This window comes from Pseudomonas sp. (assembly GCF_017744435.1).
In the GTDB taxonomy this organism is placed as follows: Bacteria; Pseudomonadota; Gammaproteobacteria; order Pseudomonadales; family Pseudomonadaceae; genus Aquipseudomonas.
Genome location: NZ_JAGIBG010000026.1, coordinates 61,220 through 77,098 on the forward strand (window position 1 = coordinate 61,220; position 15,879 = coordinate 77,098).

A 15,879-nucleotide genomic window follows, 5' to 3' on the forward strand; every position below is an offset into this window, starting at 1 on the left:
CCAGCCGTTTCAGTTGCCGCGATCGCGGCCGCTGCTCACTTCTTCGGGTACGGCTTCTTTCGCCATGCGCTTGCGGAACAGCGCCGCCCTGGCCAGTAGCAGGGTGGTGACCGGCACCGTGATCGACAGCAGGATCGGAATCAGCCAAGCGTGCAGCACCGGGCCATCCTTGAGCCAGGAAAAGTAGATGATCGACGCCAGCGCCACGCACCAGGCGCCGATGGTCGATGCCAGTGCCGGCGGGTGCATGCGCTGGAAGTAGTCTTTCAGCCGCAGGAGACCAATGGCGCCGATCAGCGCAAAGAGGCTGCCGATCAGCAGCAGGGCGGCAGTGATCAGCTCCAGCCAGAACGGCAGTTCAAGGGTTTCGGTCATTCGATCACCTCACCACGCAACAGGAACTTGGCCAGGGCGAACGAGCCGACAAAGCCGAACAGCGCAATCAGCAGTGCACCCTCGAAGTAGGTGTCACTGGCATAGCGGATCCCCAGCACCAGCATCGTCAGCATGCCCAGGATGTACAGGTAGTCCAGCGCCAGCACCCGGTCCTGGGCGGAGGGGCCGCGAAACAGCCGGATCAATGCCAGGCCCATGGCCAGGGCGAAGATGAACAGGCTGGCGAGGACTGCGTTGGCGAGCAGGCCTGTCATTCGAAAATCTCCATCAACGGGCGTTCGTAGGTGAGCTTGAAGTGCTCGATGAAGGCCGCTTCGTCATCCAGTTCGAACACATGCAGCAGCAATACGCTGCGGTCCAGGGCCAGCTCAGACCACACGGTGCCGGGCACCACCGTGGTGATCATCGACAGTGCTGCGAGGCCGTGGGTGTCGCGCAGGTCCAGCGGGATGTGCACGAAGGCCGAGCGTGGCGGACGTTGCCCGGCGCGCAGCACGCCAATGGCTACCGACAGATTGGAACGGATGACATCGATGCCGACCCGGCCAATCAGCCTTGCCACCACCCAGGGTTTACGCACATGCGCGTATTGTGGGCGCAACGGTGCCATCAGCAGCGGGGCCAGCACGCCAAGTGCTGCGCCCAGCAACAGGTTGCCGGGGCTGACCGACAGGTTCAGCAGCAGCCAGAGCACGAACAGTGCAGCGGACAGCAGCGGCGCGGGGAACAGTCGGCTCATGGCTGCACCTGTACGTCGAGAGTGGTCGGGCCGGGGACAGGACGGGCAGCCATCACCGCTTCGATGTAGGCGTCCGGTGCCTGCAGGCTGGCCGCCGTGTCCTGGGTATAGCGCAGCAGCGGTTCAGCCCTGAAACTGAGGATGATGCACAGGCCGAGCAGGATCACGATCGGCAGGCATTCATAGCGACGCAGCACGGGTGAGGGGCGTTCCTCGGGCTTCCAGAAGCGCTGGATGCCGACCCGGCCAAAAGCGATCAGCGAGGCCATGCCCGAGAGAATGAGCAAGGCCACCAGCACCCAGCCCGCCGTCGACAGGGGTTGATCGGCTGGCATGCCCAGGCCCTGCGGATTGAACAGCGCGCTGATCAGGTTGAGCTTGCTGACGAACCCGGATAGCGGTGGCATGCCGATGATCAGCAGGGCGCAGGCGATGAAGCTCAGGCCGAGGAACGCCATGGTCCAGGGAATGATCTGGCCGATGACCACCTTCTGATCGTCGTCGAGGTTGATGCCCTTGGGTGGGTGCAGCGACTCGAGCGGTGAAGGTATGGCGTCTTCTTCTTCATCCAGCGGCGCTTCGTTGGCCAAGCGCGAGCGCTCGACCAGTTCGGCGAGCAGGAACAGCGCGCACAGCGCCAGGGTCGAGTTGACCAGGTAGAACAGCGCTGCGCCAGTGAGCGCCGACTGGGCGAAACCGACCGCGCCAAGCAGGGTGCCGGCAGAAACCAGGATGCTCAGCGCGGCCATCCGCTCCAGGCGCTGTGCGGCCAGTATCGACACCGCCGCCACAGCCAGGGTGACCAGGCCGCCGTAGACCAGCCACTGTCCGCCGAAATGCGCCGAAGCACCGGCCTGCCCGGAGAACAGCAAGGTCCACAGGCGCAGTACGGCATACAGGCCGACCTTGGTCATGATGGCGAACAGCGCGGCGACGGGTGCACTGGCCGAGGCGTAGGCGGGCACCAGCCAGAAATTCAGCGGCCAGATGCCGGCCTTGGCCAGGAATGCGATGGCCAGGATCGCCGCGCCCGCATGCAGCAGGCCGCGATCGGCTTCTGGTACCAGCGGGACCTTCAGGGCCAGGTCGGCCATGTTGAGGGTGCCGGTCACGCCATACAGCATCGCCGCGCCAACCAGGAACAGCGATGAGGCAAACAGGTTGATGGCAATGTAATGCAGCCCGGCACGCACCCGCGCACGGCCCGAGCCATGCAGCAGCAAGCCGTAGGAGGCGGCCAGCAACACCTCGAAGAACACGAACAGGTTGAACAGGTCCGCGGTGAGGAAGGCACCATACAGGCCCATCAGCTGGATCTGGAACAACGCATGGAAGCTGGCGCCGGCACCATCCCAGCGGGCGCGGGCGAACAGCAGGGCGCTGATGCCGATCACGCCGGTCAGGGTCAGCAGCAGGGCTGAAAGGTGATCCACCACCAGCACGATGCCAAAGGGCGCGGGCCAGTTGCCGGGCAGGTAGACGCCGATCGATTCCGCCTGCCCCTGGGTGCGCACCCACAGCAGCAAACAGACCGCGATGGCCAGCCCGGTGAAGGTGGACAGCAGGTTCAGGCGCGCCTTGATCCGGCGATGCTTCTCACCCAGCAACAGCATCACCGCCGCCGTCAGCAGCGGCAGCAGGATGGGGGCGACGATCAGTTGACTCATGCCACTCATTCGTCACGCTCCCGGCCATCCACATGGTCGGTGCCGGTCAGGCCGCGCGATGCCAGCAGCACCACCAGGAACAGCGCGGTCATGGCAAAGCTGATGACAATGGCGGTGAGCACCAGCGCCTGTGGCAGCGGATCGGTGTAGTGCAGCAGGTCCTGGGTCACGCCGTCCTTGATGATCGGCTCCTTGCCGATGAACAGGCTGCCCATGCTGAAGATGAACAGGTTGACCCCATACGACAGCAGGCACAGGCCCATGATCACCTGGTAGGTACGCGGGCGCAGGATCAACCACACCCCCGAGGCGGCCAGTACACCGATGGCGACTGCAATGACTTCTTCCATCAGGCGGCTCCTGCTTGGCTGGACTTCGACGGATTGCCCGGGCGGTAGGCGCGCACCGACTGGTGCGCCAGGGCGGTGAGGATCAGCAGGGTCGAGCCGACCACCACGGTGTACACGCCGATGTCGAAAAACAGCGCGCTGGCCACGTGCACGTCGCCGAGCAGCGGCAGGTGCAGGTGGGCGGTATGGGTGGTGAGGAACGGGTAGCCGAGCAGCATGGCACCGACCCCGGTCAAGGTCGCGCAGAGTAGCCCGGTGCCCATCCAGCGCAGCGGCCGCAGGCTCATCTGTGCCTCGACCCACTGGGTGCCGGCCACCATGTACTGGAGGATGAACGCTACCGACATCACCAGGCCGGCAACGAAACCGCCGCCCGGCTGGTTATGGCCACGCATGAACAGGTACATCGACACCAGCAGGGCGATTGGCAGCAGCAGGCGCACCAGTACGGCTGGCACCATCATGAAGCCAAGCGCGGTGTCGGTGGCATGCCGTGGGTTGATCAGGTCGGTGACCACATCGGGGGCCAGCTGGCGCTGCTGGGCCGGCAACTGCATGCTCTCCTTCGGTGGGCGGAAGCGCCGCAGCAGGGCGAACACGGTGAGTGCCACGGCCACCAGCACGGTGATCTCGCCGAGAGTATCGAAACCGCGGAAGTCCACCAGCATCACGTTGACCACGTTGGTGCCGCCGCCTTGCGGCAGGGCACGGCTGAGGTAGAACGACGAGATGTCGTTGGGCGTTGGCCGGGTCAGCATGGCGTACGACAGCGCCGCCATGCCGCCGCCAACCAGCACCGCCAGCAGCAGGTCGCGCAGGCGTCGGGCGCGGGCGTGGTCGAGGCTGCCGGGCAGCGGCGAGACGCCTTCGATACGCCGTGGCAGCCAGCGCAAGCCGAGCAGGATCAGTACCGTGGTGACCACCTCGACCACCAGCTGGGTGAGGGCCAGGTCCGGAGCAGAGAACCAGACGAACGTGATGCAGGTCATCAGGCCGCAGACGCCGACCATGATCAGCGCGGCCAGGCGGTGGTACTTGGCCTGGTAGGCAGCACCGATGGCGCAGGCGATAGCGATCAGCCACAACGCGACGAACACGCCGGAGCCCGGAATCTTCGGCCGGTCGCCCCAGCTCAGGCCGCTGTACAGCAGCGGTGTGAGGCCGGCGAGGAAGGCTGCCAGCACCAGCATGAACAATTGCGACTGCAGGCGGCGGCTGGTCAGCAACCGCTCGATGCGTCGCGCCAGCAGCATCAGCCGCACCTGACCCTGTTCGAACAGGCGCTTGCCATTGAAACGCTCGATCAGCGGCGGATACGGGAAGCGCCCAAGGCGCAGCTGGTTGCGCAACAACAGGTAGAGGACGATACCGCCGCACATGGCCACCAGGCTCATGATCAGCGGGGCGTTCCAGCCATGCCAGATGGCCAGGCTGTATTCCGGCAACGTGCCACCCACCACCGGCAGTGCGGCAGCGGCCAGCAGCGGGCCGACCGACTGGGCCGGGAAGATACCCACCACCAGACAGGTGAGCACCAGCAGTTCGACCGGTGCACGCATCCAGCGCGGTGGCTCGTGCGGCGTGTGCGGCAGGTCCTTTGCCGTCGGCCCGAAGAACACGTCGACGGTGAAGCGCAGGGCGTAGGCGACACTGAAGGTAGCGGCGAGGGTGGCGATTACCGGCAGGGTCGCTTCGACCCAGGCGGTGGAGTTGATGAACACGGTTTCGGCAAAGAACATTTCCTTGGAGAGGAAGCCGTTCATCAACGGCACGCCGGCCATCGAGGCGCTGGCTACCATGGCCAGGGTCGCGGTGTAGGGCACCAGGCGGATCAGGCCGCTCAGGCGGCGGATGTCACGGGTGCCGCTTTCATGGTCGATGATGCCGGCGGCCATGAACAGCGAGGCCTTGAAGGTGGCGTGGTTGAGGATGTGGAACACCGCGGCGACCGCGGCCAGCGGGCTGTTGAGGCCCAGCAGCAGGGTGATCAGGCCCAGGTGGCTGATGGTCGAATAGGCCAGCAGGCCCTTGAGGTCGTTCTGGAACATCGCGGCAAAGGCGCCCAGCAACAGGGTGATGGCACCCGCACCGCCAACGATCCAGAACCATTCTTCACTGCCTGACAGCACTGGCCAGAGTCGCGCCAGCAGGAAGACCCCAGCCTTGACCATGGTTGCTGAGTGCAGATAAGCGGAAACCGGAGTGGGTGCTGCCATGGCATGGGGCAGCCAGAACTGGAAGGGGAATTGTGCGCTCTTGCTCAGTGCGCCGATCAGGATAAGCGGCAGCAGCACCGGGTACAGTGCGTGCTGGCGGATGGTTTCGCCGGCAGCCAGGACCTTGTCCAGGTCGTAGCTGCCGACCACATGGCCGAGCAGCAGGGCCCCGACCAGCAGGCATAGGCCACCGGCCCCCGTGACCATCAAGGCCATATAGGCGCCGCGGCGGGCGTCGGCGCGGTGATGCCAGTAACCGATCAGCAGGAACGAGAACAGGCTGGTCAGCTCCCAGAAGAACACCAGCTGGATCAGGTTGCCGGAGATCACCAGGCCGAGCATGGCGCCCATGAATGCCAGGAAGAAGGCAAAGAAGCGTGGCACCGGGTCCTGAGGCGACATGTAGTAGCGTGCATACAGCGACACCAGGGTGCCGATGCCCAGTACCAGCAATGAGAACAGCCAGGCGAAGCCGTCCATGCGCAGGACCAGGTTCATGCCCAGGCTGGGTAGCCACAGCAGTTCTTCGCGGATCACGCCGCCATCGGCAATCTGAGGGTACAGCAGTGCTACCTGGGCGGTGCCGACCAGGGCCACGAGCCCGGCAAGGATGGACTCGGCGTTTCGTGCGTTGTGTGGCAGCACAGCTGCCAGGCAACTGCCCACGAACGGCAGAAGCAGTAGCACTATCAATGACATAGCGTTCTATTCTGGAAAGGTTTGCAAGGATCATACGTGCCGGGCCGTTGATCACCAACACGCAAGCTGTCGCAGAACCCTACAAAAGCGCTGTGACAAGCTGTTTTTTTATAACAGTTTTTTACAGAGCATAGACGCTGCCGGGCACTTCACAGGCCGGCTTCGGTTTCGCGGGGGGCCGGCGCTTCGAGGGTGTCGCTGGTTTCACGGTTGCGGCGGATCTTCAGCTCGCTGACCACCACGGCGATGACGATCAGCAACCCGCCGATCAACGCGATGCCTGGCAGGCGCTCGCCGGCAATGCGCCCGACGATGCCGGCCCATACCGGTTCACCCGCGTAGATCAACGTGGCACGGGTGGGCGAAACCGACTTCTGTGCCCAGTTCATCGCCACCTGGATCACCGCGCTCATGGCGCCCAGCCCCAGCGCGCTGAGCAACAGCAACCAGGAAAAGTCGGGGAGACGCTCCTGGGTCGGCACGATCATCAGGAACGCCAGCAGCGAAGCGGTCGCCAACTGCACCACGGTGACCCGGCGCACATCGACCTGGCCGGCGAAGCGGCTGATCAGGATGATCTCGGCGGCGATGGCCACCGCGCTCACCAGGGTCACCACTTCACCCTCGCTGAAATGCAGCGCGCCGCCTTCGGGGCCGGCCAGCAGCATCAGGCCGACGAACGCCAGGCAGATGCCGATGCTCGGCATCAGCCCTGGGCGGCGCCCCAGCACCAGCCATTGCAGCAGTGGCACGAACGGGACATAGAGCGCGGTGATGAAGGCCGACTGGCTGCTGCTGATGGTTTGCAGGCCCATGGTCTGCAGGCCGTAGCCCAGCATGATGGACACGCCGATCAGCACGCCGGCCTTCAGTTCGGTGAAGGTCAGGCCGGACAATGCACGCGCCGAGGCCAGGCCGACGAACAGCGCCGCTGCGGCGAAGCGCAGGCCGACGAAGAACATCGGGCCGCTCACGGTCATGACGTTGTGCACCAGCAGGAAGGTACCGCCCCACAGCATGGTGATGAACACCAGCACCATTTCTGCCTTGCTCAGGCGAAAAGATACTGCGGTCTGTGGGCTGCTGGTCGGTTGGCTCATGGTCTTGCGCACTCGGAGGGGGCGGCGCACAATCGCCGCAAAGTGGGCAGTATACTGCGCAATCCGTACAAGTGAGCAATATAGTGCACAAAGATTCCGCGCACCGTGCATCGGTGCTGCAGCATGTCAGCCTCAATGTCCGCAGCCTGCGCAACGCGGCCGGGATGAGCCAGAGCGCCCTTGCCGAACGCTCCGGGGTCAGCCGGCGGATGCTGGTGGCGATCGAGGCGGGCGAGAAGAATGTCAGCCTGACCACCCTCGACCTGATTGCCGAAGCCCTCGGGGTGGCGTTCAGCACCCTTATCCAGGCCCCGGACCAGCGCGACCCCAGCCGTATCGACGAACTTGCCTGGACCGGCGAGCACCCGCAAAGCAAGGCCGTGCTGCTGGCCAGCAGCACGGCCCGGCGCGAAGTGGAAATCTGGGAATGGACCCTCGCGCCTGGCGAGTGCTACACCAGCGAAGCCGATGCCGAGGGCTGGAGTGAGCAGATCTACGTGGCCGAAGGCCAATTGACGCTGATCATCGAAGGTGCCGAGCACTGCCTGCGGGTCGGGCAGTTCCATGTGTTCCCCAGCAACTGCCGCTATGCCTACCGCAATGATGGAGCAGTGCCCGTGCGCTTCGTGCGTAATGTGGTGATCTGACTGGCTTGAGAGTCAGCCCTTGAGCAGCTCGTCGGTCTTCACCACCTTGGCATAGGCAAACGCCAGCGCAGCCATGGCCGAGTCGTGCACATGGGCGGCCGGTACCTGCTTGCCATCGAACTCCAGCGGCAAGGTGGCGCAAGCATCGTGTGCCACGGTGACGTCGAAGCCGAAGTCGGCAGCAGCGCGGGAGGCGGCGTCGATGCACATGTGGCTCATGCTGCCGACGATGGTCACGGCCTTGACCTGATGCTGGTCCAGCGTCTGCTTCAGGTCGGTGCCGAGAAACGCGTTGACCTTGTGCTTGAGTACCACGGGTTCGCCCGCCGTTGGCGCAACCTTCGAATGAATGGCCGAGCCTTGGGTGCCCGGGGCGAAGAATGGCGCATCGGCGCTGTCGAACTCATGACGCACGTGAACCACCAGGTCGCCTTTCTTACGTGCCGCAGCGAGCAGGCGTGCGGCGTTGTCAGCCGCCTTGTCGGCACCGTCGAGGGTCCATTTGCCGCCGGGGAAGTAGTCGTTCTGGATGTCGATGATGATCAGGGCCTGCTTGCTCATGCTGCCTCCTGTGGCAGTAGTCGTTGGATGACGATAGTTATAGGCTGTGGGCACCGACTTGAGGATTGGCGCGATCGACACAATGACGGCAAAAACTGACAGCCCCGGCAGCCTGGAAATCGGCCTGCTGCACTACCCGGGCGCGCAGCGCGCGGCATTGCATGGTCTGAGCGACCTGTTCAGCGTGGCCAATCGCGTGGCCGCCGAGCTGGGCGCCGCCGGGCTGCCGCAGGTCCGGGTCAGCCACTGGCAGGTCGATGAGGCGGGTCAGTTGCAGTTCATTGAGGATAGCCTTGGTGCACCGAGCCAGCCGCTGCGAGTGTTGATCATTCCACCGAGCCTGGAGTCGACCCCTCTGCCAGACCTGCTTGAACGGCACCGACAACCGTTGTGCCAATGGCATGGCCAGGGCACGGTGCTGGCGTCGGTGTGCATCGGCGTGTTCTTCATCGCCGCCAGTGGCCTGCTCGATGGTCGGGCAGCCAGTACCCACTGGAATTACGCGCAGACCCTTGCCGAGCGTTACCCCAAGGTCCATGTGGAGGCCAACCAGCCGCTGCTGGATGACGGTGACATCATGACATCCGCCGGATTGATGGCCTGGACCGAACTGGGGCTGCGCCTGCTGGAGCGCTATCTCGGCGCCTCGGTGGCCTGGGAGACGGCGCGCTACATGTCCGTCGAACCGGTTACCAGGCCTTTGCCGGGGGCGTTGTTCAATCCGCGCCTGGATCACGGTGATGAGGCGGTGCTGAGGGTTCAACACTGGTTGCAGGCAGAGGGTGCGCAAGATGCCGACCTGGCCGGCATGGCAACCTGCGCCGGGCTGGAGGCACGCACATTCCTCAGGCGCTTCCGCGCGGCCACTGGCCTGAAACCCACCGAGTACTGCCAGCAGGTAAGGGTGGGGCGTGCCTGCCGGATGCTGGAGTTCACCCGGCGCACGGTCGAGCAGATTGCCTGGGGAGTCGGGTATCAGGACCCGGGGGCGTTTCGCAAGGTGTTTCAACGCATCACCGGCCTGACACCCAGCGAGTACCGGCAGTGCTTCGCCTTGCCCTGTTCAGGGTAGGTGCGGCCCTGGCCCCTCATCGGCCAGGTGATCCTGGCGGTTGCGCAGCGGGCATTCCTTCAGCGACATGCAGCCGCAGCCGATGCAGCCATCGAGCTGGTCGCGCAGCCTGACCATTTCGTCGATTCTGCGGTTCAGGTCCTCGCGCCAGCGCGCCGAGAGACGCTGCCAGTCTTCGGCGGTCGGGGTGTGGTCGTTGGGCAGGGCGGCCAGGGCAGAGGCAATCTCGGCCAGCGGAATGCCCAGGCGCTGGGCCATCTTGATCACCGCGACCCGGCGCAGCATTGCCCTCGGATAGCGCCTCTGGTTACCCGCATTGCGGGTACTCTGGATCAGGCCCTTGGTTTCATAGAAATGCAGCGCGGTCACTGCCACGCCGCTGCGAGCAGCCAACTGGCCGACACTGAGCAGCTTTTCCGTCGCGGCAGGTGCTGTGTTGGGCATGGGAAAAAACGCTTGACCTTGAGTTAACTGGAGGTTTTACCCTGCTGTCCATTCCGAAGCAAGCGTTCGCAGCAAGGAGACTCGCCATGACGGCCAGCCCGCATTCCCTGTGGTTCACCCAGATGATCGAATATGAAGTACCCGCTTCGCGCCAGGCGGCGCTAGCAGAGGCCTTGGTCACGCGCAGTGAAGAGTTGGCTGTGCGTTGCCAAGGGTTGCAGAGTGTCAGCATCCAGGCCAGCGATGATGGCAGCCGGGTCTTGCAGTACCTGCAATGGCAGTCGCGCCTGGCCTGGGTGGAGGCTGCAGACTGTTTTGCCGAGGAACCGTTCTTCGACCTGCTCAGCCGCCATCAGGCGCGTGGTGTCAACTTTGCCGCGTACCAGACGTTGCGCAGCCTGGTACGTGGGGCTGATGGTGGTCTGCATTGCCAGGTCGGTGACCCTCAGGCATACCAGGGGGCGTAGTGCGGGTAGCGGTCCAGGCGTGCGCCGACCACCATCTCGCTGATCCAGGCGGCCAGGATCGAGCTGTAGGCCTTCTGGCTTTCCTCGCTGGATAGTGCGTGATCGGCACCATCGACGATGCGATGGGTCAGCGAATGAGCGCTGACGAATGCCGAGCGGTAACTCATCAGCGTGGCATGCGGCACATAGTCATCCTGTTCCGACTCGACCAGCAACACATCGCCGGCAAACTCGGCACAGGCGGCCAGTGCACGGTTGTCGGAAGGGCCAAGCAGGCGCAGTCGGTAGTCGTTCAGGCGCTGGCGGTCGAGGGCTTGCTTGGGCATGTTCCATTCGTCGTCCCAATACATAGCTGGCACGCGCAAAGCCAGCCACTTCACCGGCCGCTGCAAGGTCAGCAAGGTAGCCAGGTAGCCCCCGTAGCTGCTGCCGATGATGGCGATGGCACTGCTGTCCACCGCCGGGTGGCTGACCAGGCGGTCGTAGGCGGCCCGCAGGTCATTGAGGTTCTGCTCTCGGGTGACGGTCAGGCGCTGGCTTGCGGTCTTCTCGTGGCCGCGCAGGTCGAAGGTCATGCACACGCAGCCAAGGCCGGTGATGTGCCGGGCGCGCGCCAGGTCGCGCTGCTGGCTGCCACCCCAGCCGTGGACGAAGAGAATACCGGGCATCTTGCTGCCGGGGCTGACCAGGGTGCCGACGATGTTGTCATCGTCGACCTGCAATTCCACGGTTTCACTCTGAATGCTGATGCTGGCGAATCCGCGCGTATTTGCTGAGTTGTCCGAGTTCACTGTCGTTTCCTTGATAGAAGAGGGTGGCGTCAGCGGGCAGGTCGGGGGTGCCGAATACTTCGTGGGTGGAGGCGCACACCTGCTGCAGTGTCGGGTCGTCGGCGAATGCCTGCAGTGCCAGAAGCTCTGCGCTGCTGGCTCCCCCCAGACGCCAGGATTGTTCGAGCACGCCGCTGCGCAGATGGCCTTGGGACGTGGTGCCGCGGGCGATGTCGTAGTTGCGCCGCGATGCGATGAAGCCCGGGAAGTGCTGCTCGGCGGCTTGTTCGTAGGCCATGGCCTGGTTGATTGCAAGGCGCAGGTGATCTTCCAGGGGGCGTTGCAGCAAGGCCTGGTAGCCGCCACGAACCACAACGAGCTCGGAGCCGCCGTAGACTTCGCTGCCCTGGTGGTCTCGTGTCAGTTGCTGGGTGCCGTGATAGCTGCAAGTCAGGCCCGCGACGCGGACTTGGCCGACGCTGAAGGTCTCGACATTGCCCAGGTCTTCTTCCAGGACCAGGCCCCACAGGGCCAGGTCCCGTTCATCGATGTTGGCCAGCAGTGGTTCCAGTTGGTCCGCATGGGTGATGACTTGCTGGCCGCGGCCGGCGCAGGCCAGCACTGGCTTGACCCGCAACGGGCCATCACGCAGCAGCAACTGGGCGGCGCGTCGGGCATCGGCCTTGCTGAACACGGTGTAACCGCGGAGCAGGGTGTCACTGGCCTGGCGGGCGAAGGCATCGGTCCAGCCCGGCGGAAATTCGGCATCGGTCGGTAGCGGGTGGGAAATAGCCTTGGTGGCCATATAAGGGTGGCTGACCAGCCCACCGAACAGGTCCTGCTCGCTGCAAATGCCCATGGCGGCATAACGCTCACGGCCGACCAGGGTTTCGGTAGGCAAGTAGTAGTGTGTGTCTTCCTTGGCTGGCACATCGGTCAGGACGGCATGGCAGCCGAGCAACCGGGCCAGTCGGTCCGCCAGTTTCAAGTGCACGGCATGTTCATGTTCCGGGGTGTGCTCGCGGGTGTCGAGCAACACCACGGCGGTCTTCCGTTCGCTGGCACTGGGCATGGGCATCTGCCTGTGTGCAATGAATGTACAGGTTGTGAAGCCCGTGTCAGCGGTAAGTTCAGCTGGAAGTGACTGATGGTCCCGACCCGGTCGCAGGAAAGGTCTTGTTTGCAGGTGGCGTGATGGGCATAGCATGCCGTGAGTCGGTCGCCATGATTGCGGCACCGTGGCAGCTGTTCCATTATTCTCAACCTGGAATAACCACGATGTGTCCGCAGGAGTGCGCATGAACGTTCAGACCACGATTCAGCAAAGTGTGCCGGAGCGCCTGGCGCGCGTGCGCGCGGTCTTGGCCCGGGAGGGGATAGATGCTCTGCTGGTGCCGTCGGCCGACCCGCATCTTTCCGAGTATCTGCCGGGCTACTGGCAGGGGCGCCGGTGGCTGTCGGGCTTTGATGGTTCGGTAGGTACGCTGGTGGTTACCGCGGACTTTGCCGGTGTGTGGGTCGACAGCCGTTACTGGGAGCAGGCCGAGAAGGAGCTGGCCGGTAGTGGCATCGATTTGATGAAGCTGTTGCCAGGCAAGCCGGGAGCGCTGGAATGGCTGGGTGACAATGTTCCGCTGAAGGGCGCCGTGGCCGTGGATGGCGCGGTCATGGCGCTGGCTTCGGCGCGCCAGCTCGAAGAGCGGCTCAAGCTCCGCGAGGCGCGTCTGGTAACCGATCGGGACGTGCTCGCCGAGGTGTGGGAGGGCCGCCCGGCGCTGCCAGGCAACCCGATCTACCAGCACCTGCCGCCCCACGCCACGGTCAGCCGGGCCGAGAAACTGGGTCAGCTGCGGGCCACGCTGCAGGACCAGGGGGCCGATTGGCACTTCATCGCGACCCTGGACGACATCGCCTGGCTGTTCAACCTGCGCGGTAGTGATGTGTCCTACAACCCGGTTTTCGTTGCTTTTGCACTGATTGGCAAGGACCAGGCGATCCTGTTCGTCGGTGCCGGAAAACTCGATGAGCACTTGCGCCACGTACTTGCGGTCGACGGCATCGAAGTGCGCGATTACACCGAAGTTCAGCAGGCTTTGGCGAAGCTGGCGCCGGATAGCCGATTGCTCGTCGACCCCGCTCGTGTGACCTGTGGTTTGCTGAAGCACCTGGATGCCCAGGTCCAACTGGTCGAAGGGCTGAACCCGACCACGCTGAGCAAATCACGCAAAGGTGAAGAGGAGCTGGTGCACATACGTCAGGTAATGGAGCAGGATGGCGCGGCCTTGTGCGAATTCTTCGCCTGGTTCGAGGAGCATCAGGGCCAGGAGACCATCACCGAACTGACCGTGGATGAGCGGTTGAGTGCTGCGCGTGCCCGCCGGCCGGGCTTCGTCTCGTTGAGCTTCTCGACCATTGCAGCGTTCAACGGCAATGGCGCGATGCCGCATTACCGCGCTACCGAAGAGTCCCATGCGGTCATCGAAGGTGATGGCCTGCTGTTGATCGATTCCGGAGGGCAGTACCTGGGTGGCACCACCGACATCACGCGGATGGTGCCGGTGGGCACGCCGAGCGTGGAGCAGAAGCAGGACTGCACGCGCGTTCTCAAGGGCATGATCGCCTTGTCGCGTGCCAGCTTCCCGCGTGGCATCCTGTCACCGCTGCTCGATGCCATTGCACGGGCGCCGATCTGGGCAGACCAGGTCGACTACGGTCATGGTACCGGGCATGGTGTTGGCTACTTCATGAACGTGCACGAGGGCCCCCAGGTGATTGCCTACCAGGCGACAACCACGCCACAGACGGCAATGCAGGTGGGCATGATCAGCTCGATCGAGCCAGGTACCTACCGGCCTGGCGCCTGGGGCGTGCGTATCGAGAACCTGGTGGCGAACCGCGAAGCGGGCAAGAGTGCGTTTGGTGAGTTCCTGTGCTTCGAGACCTTGACGCTGTGCCCTATCGATACGCGTTGCTTGCTTGCGGAACGACTGACCATGGACGAGAAGGAATGGCTCAATCGCTATCACGCAACGGTGCGTGAACGTCTAGCGCCGTTGCTGCAAGGGGCCGCACTGGCTTGGCTGGAGGCACGTACAGCGCCGCTGTGATCGTGTTGGCGTTGCGTAGATGAAAGAAGGGCAGCCCGTGGGCTGCCCTTTCCTATTTGCAGATGACGATCATGCTGCGGCTGGTGTAGCCGGCGGGGTTGATGCCGAACAGGTAATCCCCGGGCTCCTCGTCGGTGTCTCCGGAGCGGGCGATCACCTTGTAACCGCGCGAGCTGCAGGAGCTGGCTGCCTTGCTGTAGCACTTGTCCCACGAGGAGGACAGCCCTGAGCAATTGATATGCATGCCCTTTTTCCCCTTTTTGACCTCAGTCTTGGCCGTTGCGGCGCATCCGGCTATGGCCAAGACGGTCAGGATGAGCAAAATACGTTTCATTCCTGTCCTTAAATGCAGGGCTGATCAGCTGTCTGACCCTGTTGTCATCGCATCGGTTCGTCCTGAATCTTCCTCGGCTTCCGTGTCCGCACAAGTAGATAGCGTAAACATTATGATTTTGTGACAGCTTAATCAGCGAGGCGATTGGGGACAATGATTAATCTCGTCTCAAATGGAAGTATTTCTCAAATCAGTCTGCGGCAAGTGCTGGGTTGGCCTCGCGGCGCATGGACAGTGTGGCGCCGACCGAGGCTGCGATAATGGCAAGAATAGCCAGCCACTGGGTGGTGCTCAGCACTTCGCCGAGGAACAGCAGGCCTGAGAGTGCGCCAATCGCCGGTTCGATGCTCATCAGCGTGCCGAAGGTTCGGGCTGGCATGCGAGTCAGGGCGACCATTTCCAGGCTATAGGGCAGGGCGGTCGAAAGCACGGCGACGCCCAGTGCCAGCGGGATGACGGCAGGGGTGAGCAATGCACTGCCGGCATGCACGATGCCGATGGGCGCGACAAACAAGGCCGCGACCACCACGCCGAGGGCGGCGCTCTGGATGCCGTGCTCGGCACCGGCGCGCTGGCCGAAGAGAATGTACAGTGCCCAGCACACACCTGCCCCAAGCGCATAGGCTGCACCCAGCAGATCGAGCGGCTGGCCGCCGTGCCCGACCGGTAGCAGCAGCAACAGGCCGGCGACCGCCAGGGCAATCCACACGAAATCCAGTGCACGGCGCGAGGCGATCAGCGCCACGGCCAGCGGGCCGGTGAACTCCAGGGCAACGGCGATACCCAGTGGCGTGGTTTGCAGGGACATATAGAAGAGGAAGTTCATGCCACCCAGGGACATGCCATAGATGACGACGTTGCGCAGGGTGTTGGCGGTCATGCGCACCCGCCACGGTCGCAGAATCAGCAGCATGATGATGCTGGCGAAGATCAGGCGCAGGGCGGTGGTACCTTGAGCGCCGATGATGGGGAACATACTCTTGGCCAATGAGGCGCCGGACTGGATCGAAGCCATGGCTATGAGCAGCAGGCCGATCGGAAAGAGAGTGGCGGCCAGGCTGCGGGGCTGGGTGTTCATTTCTGCGCGGCTATCCTTGGGAGGTGTGCGGGGTTGTGCAATATAGTGCGCAATTGGCGGTGCGAGGTGCAAGGCTCCTTTTAACAGGCTTTTCATCGAATGTTTCAGTTTCATGAAATTAAGGGTTGACGCGCTTTCGAATCCCCTTATAATGCGCCCCACTTCCAGCGACATCGGAACGACAAACTCCTTGAGATTCAATGAGTTAGGTAGTTAAGGTGGTGTTGGAGGC

17 protein-coding genes are annotated in these 15,879 nt (G+C 63.7%); 4 read left to right on the forward strand and 13 right to left on the reverse strand.

The features are described 5' to 3' along the window. Positions 1–9 precede the first annotated feature (9 nt). The 7 genes from J7573_RS17680 to J7573_RS17710 all read right to left on the reverse strand — a co-directional run bounded on the left by J7573_RS17680 (position 10) and on the right by J7573_RS17710 (position 7,167). A complete protein-coding gene (locus J7573_RS17680; RefSeq protein ID WP_294337968.1) occupies positions 10–375 on the reverse strand; it encodes a Na+/H+ antiporter subunit G in 366 nt (121 codons plus the stop codon). Then, positions 372–650, reverse strand: coding sequence for a K+/H+ antiporter subunit F (locus tag J7573_RS17685; RefSeq protein ID WP_103446664.1), 279 nt, complete (start codon positions 648–650; stop codon positions 372–374). Before J7573_RS17685 ends, J7573_RS17680 begins: the two co-directional genes overlap by 4 nt. Then, positions 647–1,135: a Na+/H+ antiporter subunit E gene (locus J7573_RS17690; protein ID WP_294337973.1), complete on the reverse strand. Its 489-nt coding sequence runs from the start codon at positions 1,133–1,135 to the stop codon at positions 647–649. Before J7573_RS17690 ends, J7573_RS17685 begins: the two co-directional genes overlap by 4 nt. Further along, the gene (locus J7573_RS17695) at positions 1,132–2,811 is read right to left on the reverse strand and encodes a monovalent cation/H+ antiporter subunit D (RefSeq protein ID WP_294337975.1); all 1,680 of its coding nucleotides are present in this window, start codon (positions 2,809–2,811) and stop codon (positions 1,132–1,134) included. Before J7573_RS17695 ends, J7573_RS17690 begins: the two co-directional genes overlap by 4 nt. Continuing rightward, on the reverse strand, positions 2,808–3,152 hold the full coding sequence (locus tag J7573_RS17700) for a Na+/H+ antiporter subunit C (RefSeq protein WP_003250128.1): 345 nt from the start codon (positions 3,150–3,152) through the stop codon (positions 2,808–2,810). The genes J7573_RS17695 and J7573_RS17700 overlap by 4 nt, the downstream gene beginning before the upstream one ends. Then, on the reverse strand, positions 3,152–6,067 hold the full coding sequence (locus J7573_RS17705; protein WP_294338044.1) for a monovalent cation/H+ antiporter subunit A: 2,916 nt from the start codon (positions 6,065–6,067) through the stop codon (positions 3,152–3,154). The genes J7573_RS17700 and J7573_RS17705 overlap by 1 nt, the downstream gene beginning before the upstream one ends. Positions 6,068–6,216: 149 nt before the next feature. Then, positions 6,217–7,167 carry a DMT family transporter gene (locus tag J7573_RS17710; protein ID WP_294338046.1) on the reverse strand — a complete coding sequence of 317 codons (951 nt, stop codon included), beginning with the start codon at positions 7,165–7,167 and terminating at the stop codon, positions 6,217–6,219. A gap of 83 nt (positions 7,168–7,250) precedes the next feature. Here J7573_RS17710 and J7573_RS17715 point away from each other — a divergent pair, with 83 nt between their 5' ends. Further along, positions 7,251–7,814, forward strand: a complete 564-nt coding sequence (locus J7573_RS17715; protein ID WP_294338049.1) for an XRE family transcriptional regulator — start codon at positions 7,251–7,253, stop codon at positions 7,812–7,814. A gap of 12 nt (positions 7,815–7,826) precedes the next feature. Here J7573_RS17715 and J7573_RS17720 read toward each other — a convergent pair whose 3' ends face one another. Then, positions 7,827–8,375: a cysteine hydrolase family protein gene (locus J7573_RS17720; RefSeq protein WP_159411336.1), complete on the reverse strand. Its 549-nt coding sequence runs from the start codon at positions 8,373–8,375 to the stop codon at positions 7,827–7,829. A gap of 82 nt (positions 8,376–8,457) precedes the next feature. On the opposite strand from J7573_RS17720, the gene J7573_RS17725 reads away from it, so the two are divergent. After that, on the forward strand, positions 8,458–9,447 hold the full coding sequence (locus tag J7573_RS17725; RefSeq protein ID WP_294338055.1) for a helix-turn-helix domain-containing protein: 990 nt from the start codon (positions 8,458–8,460) through the stop codon (positions 9,445–9,447). Here J7573_RS17725 and soxR read toward each other — a convergent pair. After that, positions 9,439–9,891, reverse strand: coding sequence for a redox-sensitive transcriptional activator SoxR (soxR, locus tag J7573_RS17730; RefSeq protein ID WP_294338057.1), 453 nt, complete (start codon positions 9,889–9,891; stop codon positions 9,439–9,441). The genes J7573_RS17725 and soxR overlap by 9 nt on opposite strands. An 86-nt stretch (positions 9,892–9,977) precedes the next feature. Here soxR and J7573_RS17735 point away from each other — a divergent pair, with 86 nt between their 5' ends. Then, positions 9,978–10,358, forward strand: a complete 381-nt coding sequence (locus J7573_RS17735) for an antibiotic biosynthesis monooxygenase (RefSeq protein WP_294338061.1) — start codon at positions 9,978–9,980, stop codon at positions 10,356–10,358. Here J7573_RS17735 and J7573_RS17740 read toward each other — a convergent pair. Next, a complete protein-coding gene (locus tag J7573_RS17740) occupies positions 10,337–11,107 on the reverse strand; it encodes an alpha/beta fold hydrolase (protein ID WP_294338077.1) in 771 nt (256 codons plus the stop codon). The two genes, J7573_RS17735 and J7573_RS17740, sit on opposite strands and share 22 nt — an antisense overlap. Next, a complete protein-coding gene (locus tag J7573_RS17745) occupies positions 11,091–12,206 on the reverse strand; it encodes a DUF3182 family protein (protein ID WP_294338063.1) in 1,116 nt (371 codons plus the stop codon). Before J7573_RS17745 ends, J7573_RS17740 begins: the two co-directional genes overlap by 17 nt. 220 nt (positions 12,207–12,426) lie before the next feature. On the opposite strand from J7573_RS17745, the gene J7573_RS17750 reads away from it, so the two are divergent. Then, positions 12,427–14,235: an aminopeptidase P family protein gene (locus tag J7573_RS17750; RefSeq protein WP_294338065.1), complete on the forward strand. Its 1,809-nt coding sequence runs from the start codon at positions 12,427–12,429 to the stop codon at positions 14,233–14,235. 52 nt (positions 14,236–14,287) lie between these two features. On the opposite strand, the gene J7573_RS17755 is transcribed toward J7573_RS17750, so the two are convergent. Beyond that, positions 14,288–14,569: a hypothetical protein gene (locus tag J7573_RS17755; RefSeq protein ID WP_294338067.1), complete on the reverse strand. Its 282-nt coding sequence runs from the start codon at positions 14,567–14,569 to the stop codon at positions 14,288–14,290. 190 nt (positions 14,570–14,759) lie between these two features. Then, positions 14,760–15,647: a threonine/homoserine exporter RhtA gene (rhtA, locus tag J7573_RS17760; protein WP_294338069.1), complete on the reverse strand. Its 888-nt coding sequence runs from the start codon at positions 15,645–15,647 to the stop codon at positions 14,760–14,762. Between the last annotated feature and the right edge of the window lie 232 nt (positions 15,648–15,879).

Excerpts from the sequence above, each read along its gene's own strand:
- J7573_RS17680 (WP_294337968.1), bottom strand. The coding sequence starts at position 375 with ATGACCGAAACCCTTGAACTGCCGTTCTGGCTGGAGCTGATCACTGCC.
- J7573_RS17685 (WP_103446664.1), bottom strand. The coding sequence starts at position 650 with ATGACAGGCCTGCTCGCCAACGCAGTCCTCGCCAGCCTGTTCATCTTC.
- J7573_RS17690 (WP_294337973.1), bottom strand. The coding sequence starts at position 1,135 with ATGAGCCGACTGTTCCCCGCGCCGCTGCTGTCCGCTGCACTGTTCGTG.
- J7573_RS17695 (WP_294337975.1), bottom strand. The coding sequence starts at position 2,811 with ATGAGTGGCATGAGTCAACTGATCGTCGCCCCCATCCTGCTGCCGCTG.
- J7573_RS17700 (WP_003250128.1), bottom strand. The coding sequence starts at position 3,152 with ATGGAAGAAGTCATTGCAGTCGCCATCGGTGTACTGGCCGCCTCGGGG.
- J7573_RS17705 (WP_294338044.1), bottom strand. The coding sequence starts at position 6,067 with ATGTCATTGATAGTGCTACTGCTTCTGCCGTTCGTGGGCAGTTGCCTG.
- J7573_RS17710 (WP_294338046.1), bottom strand. The coding sequence starts at position 7,167 with ATGAGCCAACCGACCAGCAGCCCACAGACCGCAGTATCTTTTCGCCTG.
- J7573_RS17720 (WP_159411336.1), bottom strand. The coding sequence starts at position 8,375 with ATGAGCAAGCAGGCCCTGATCATCATCGACATCCAGAACGACTACTTC.
- J7573_RS17725 (WP_294338055.1), top strand. The coding sequence starts at position 8,458 with ATGACGGCAAAAACTGACAGCCCCGGCAGCCTGGAAATCGGCCTGCTG.
- soxR (WP_294338057.1), bottom strand. The coding sequence starts at position 9,891 with ATGCCCAACACAGCACCTGCCGCGACGGAAAAGCTGCTCAGTGTCGGC.
- J7573_RS17735 (WP_294338061.1), top strand. The coding sequence starts at position 9,978 with ATGACGGCCAGCCCGCATTCCCTGTGGTTCACCCAGATGATCGAATAT.
- J7573_RS17745 (WP_294338063.1), bottom strand. The coding sequence starts at position 12,206 with ATGCCCATGCCCAGTGCCAGCGAACGGAAGACCGCCGTGGTGTTGCTC.
- J7573_RS17750 (WP_294338065.1), top strand. The coding sequence starts at position 12,427 with ATGAACGTTCAGACCACGATTCAGCAAAGTGTGCCGGAGCGCCTGGCG.
- J7573_RS17755 (WP_294338067.1), bottom strand. The coding sequence starts at position 14,569 with ATGAAACGTATTTTGCTCATCCTGACCGTCTTGGCCATAGCCGGATGC.
- rhtA (WP_294338069.1), bottom strand. The coding sequence starts at position 15,647 with ATGAACACCCAGCCCCGCAGCCTGGCCGCCACTCTCTTTCCGATCGGC.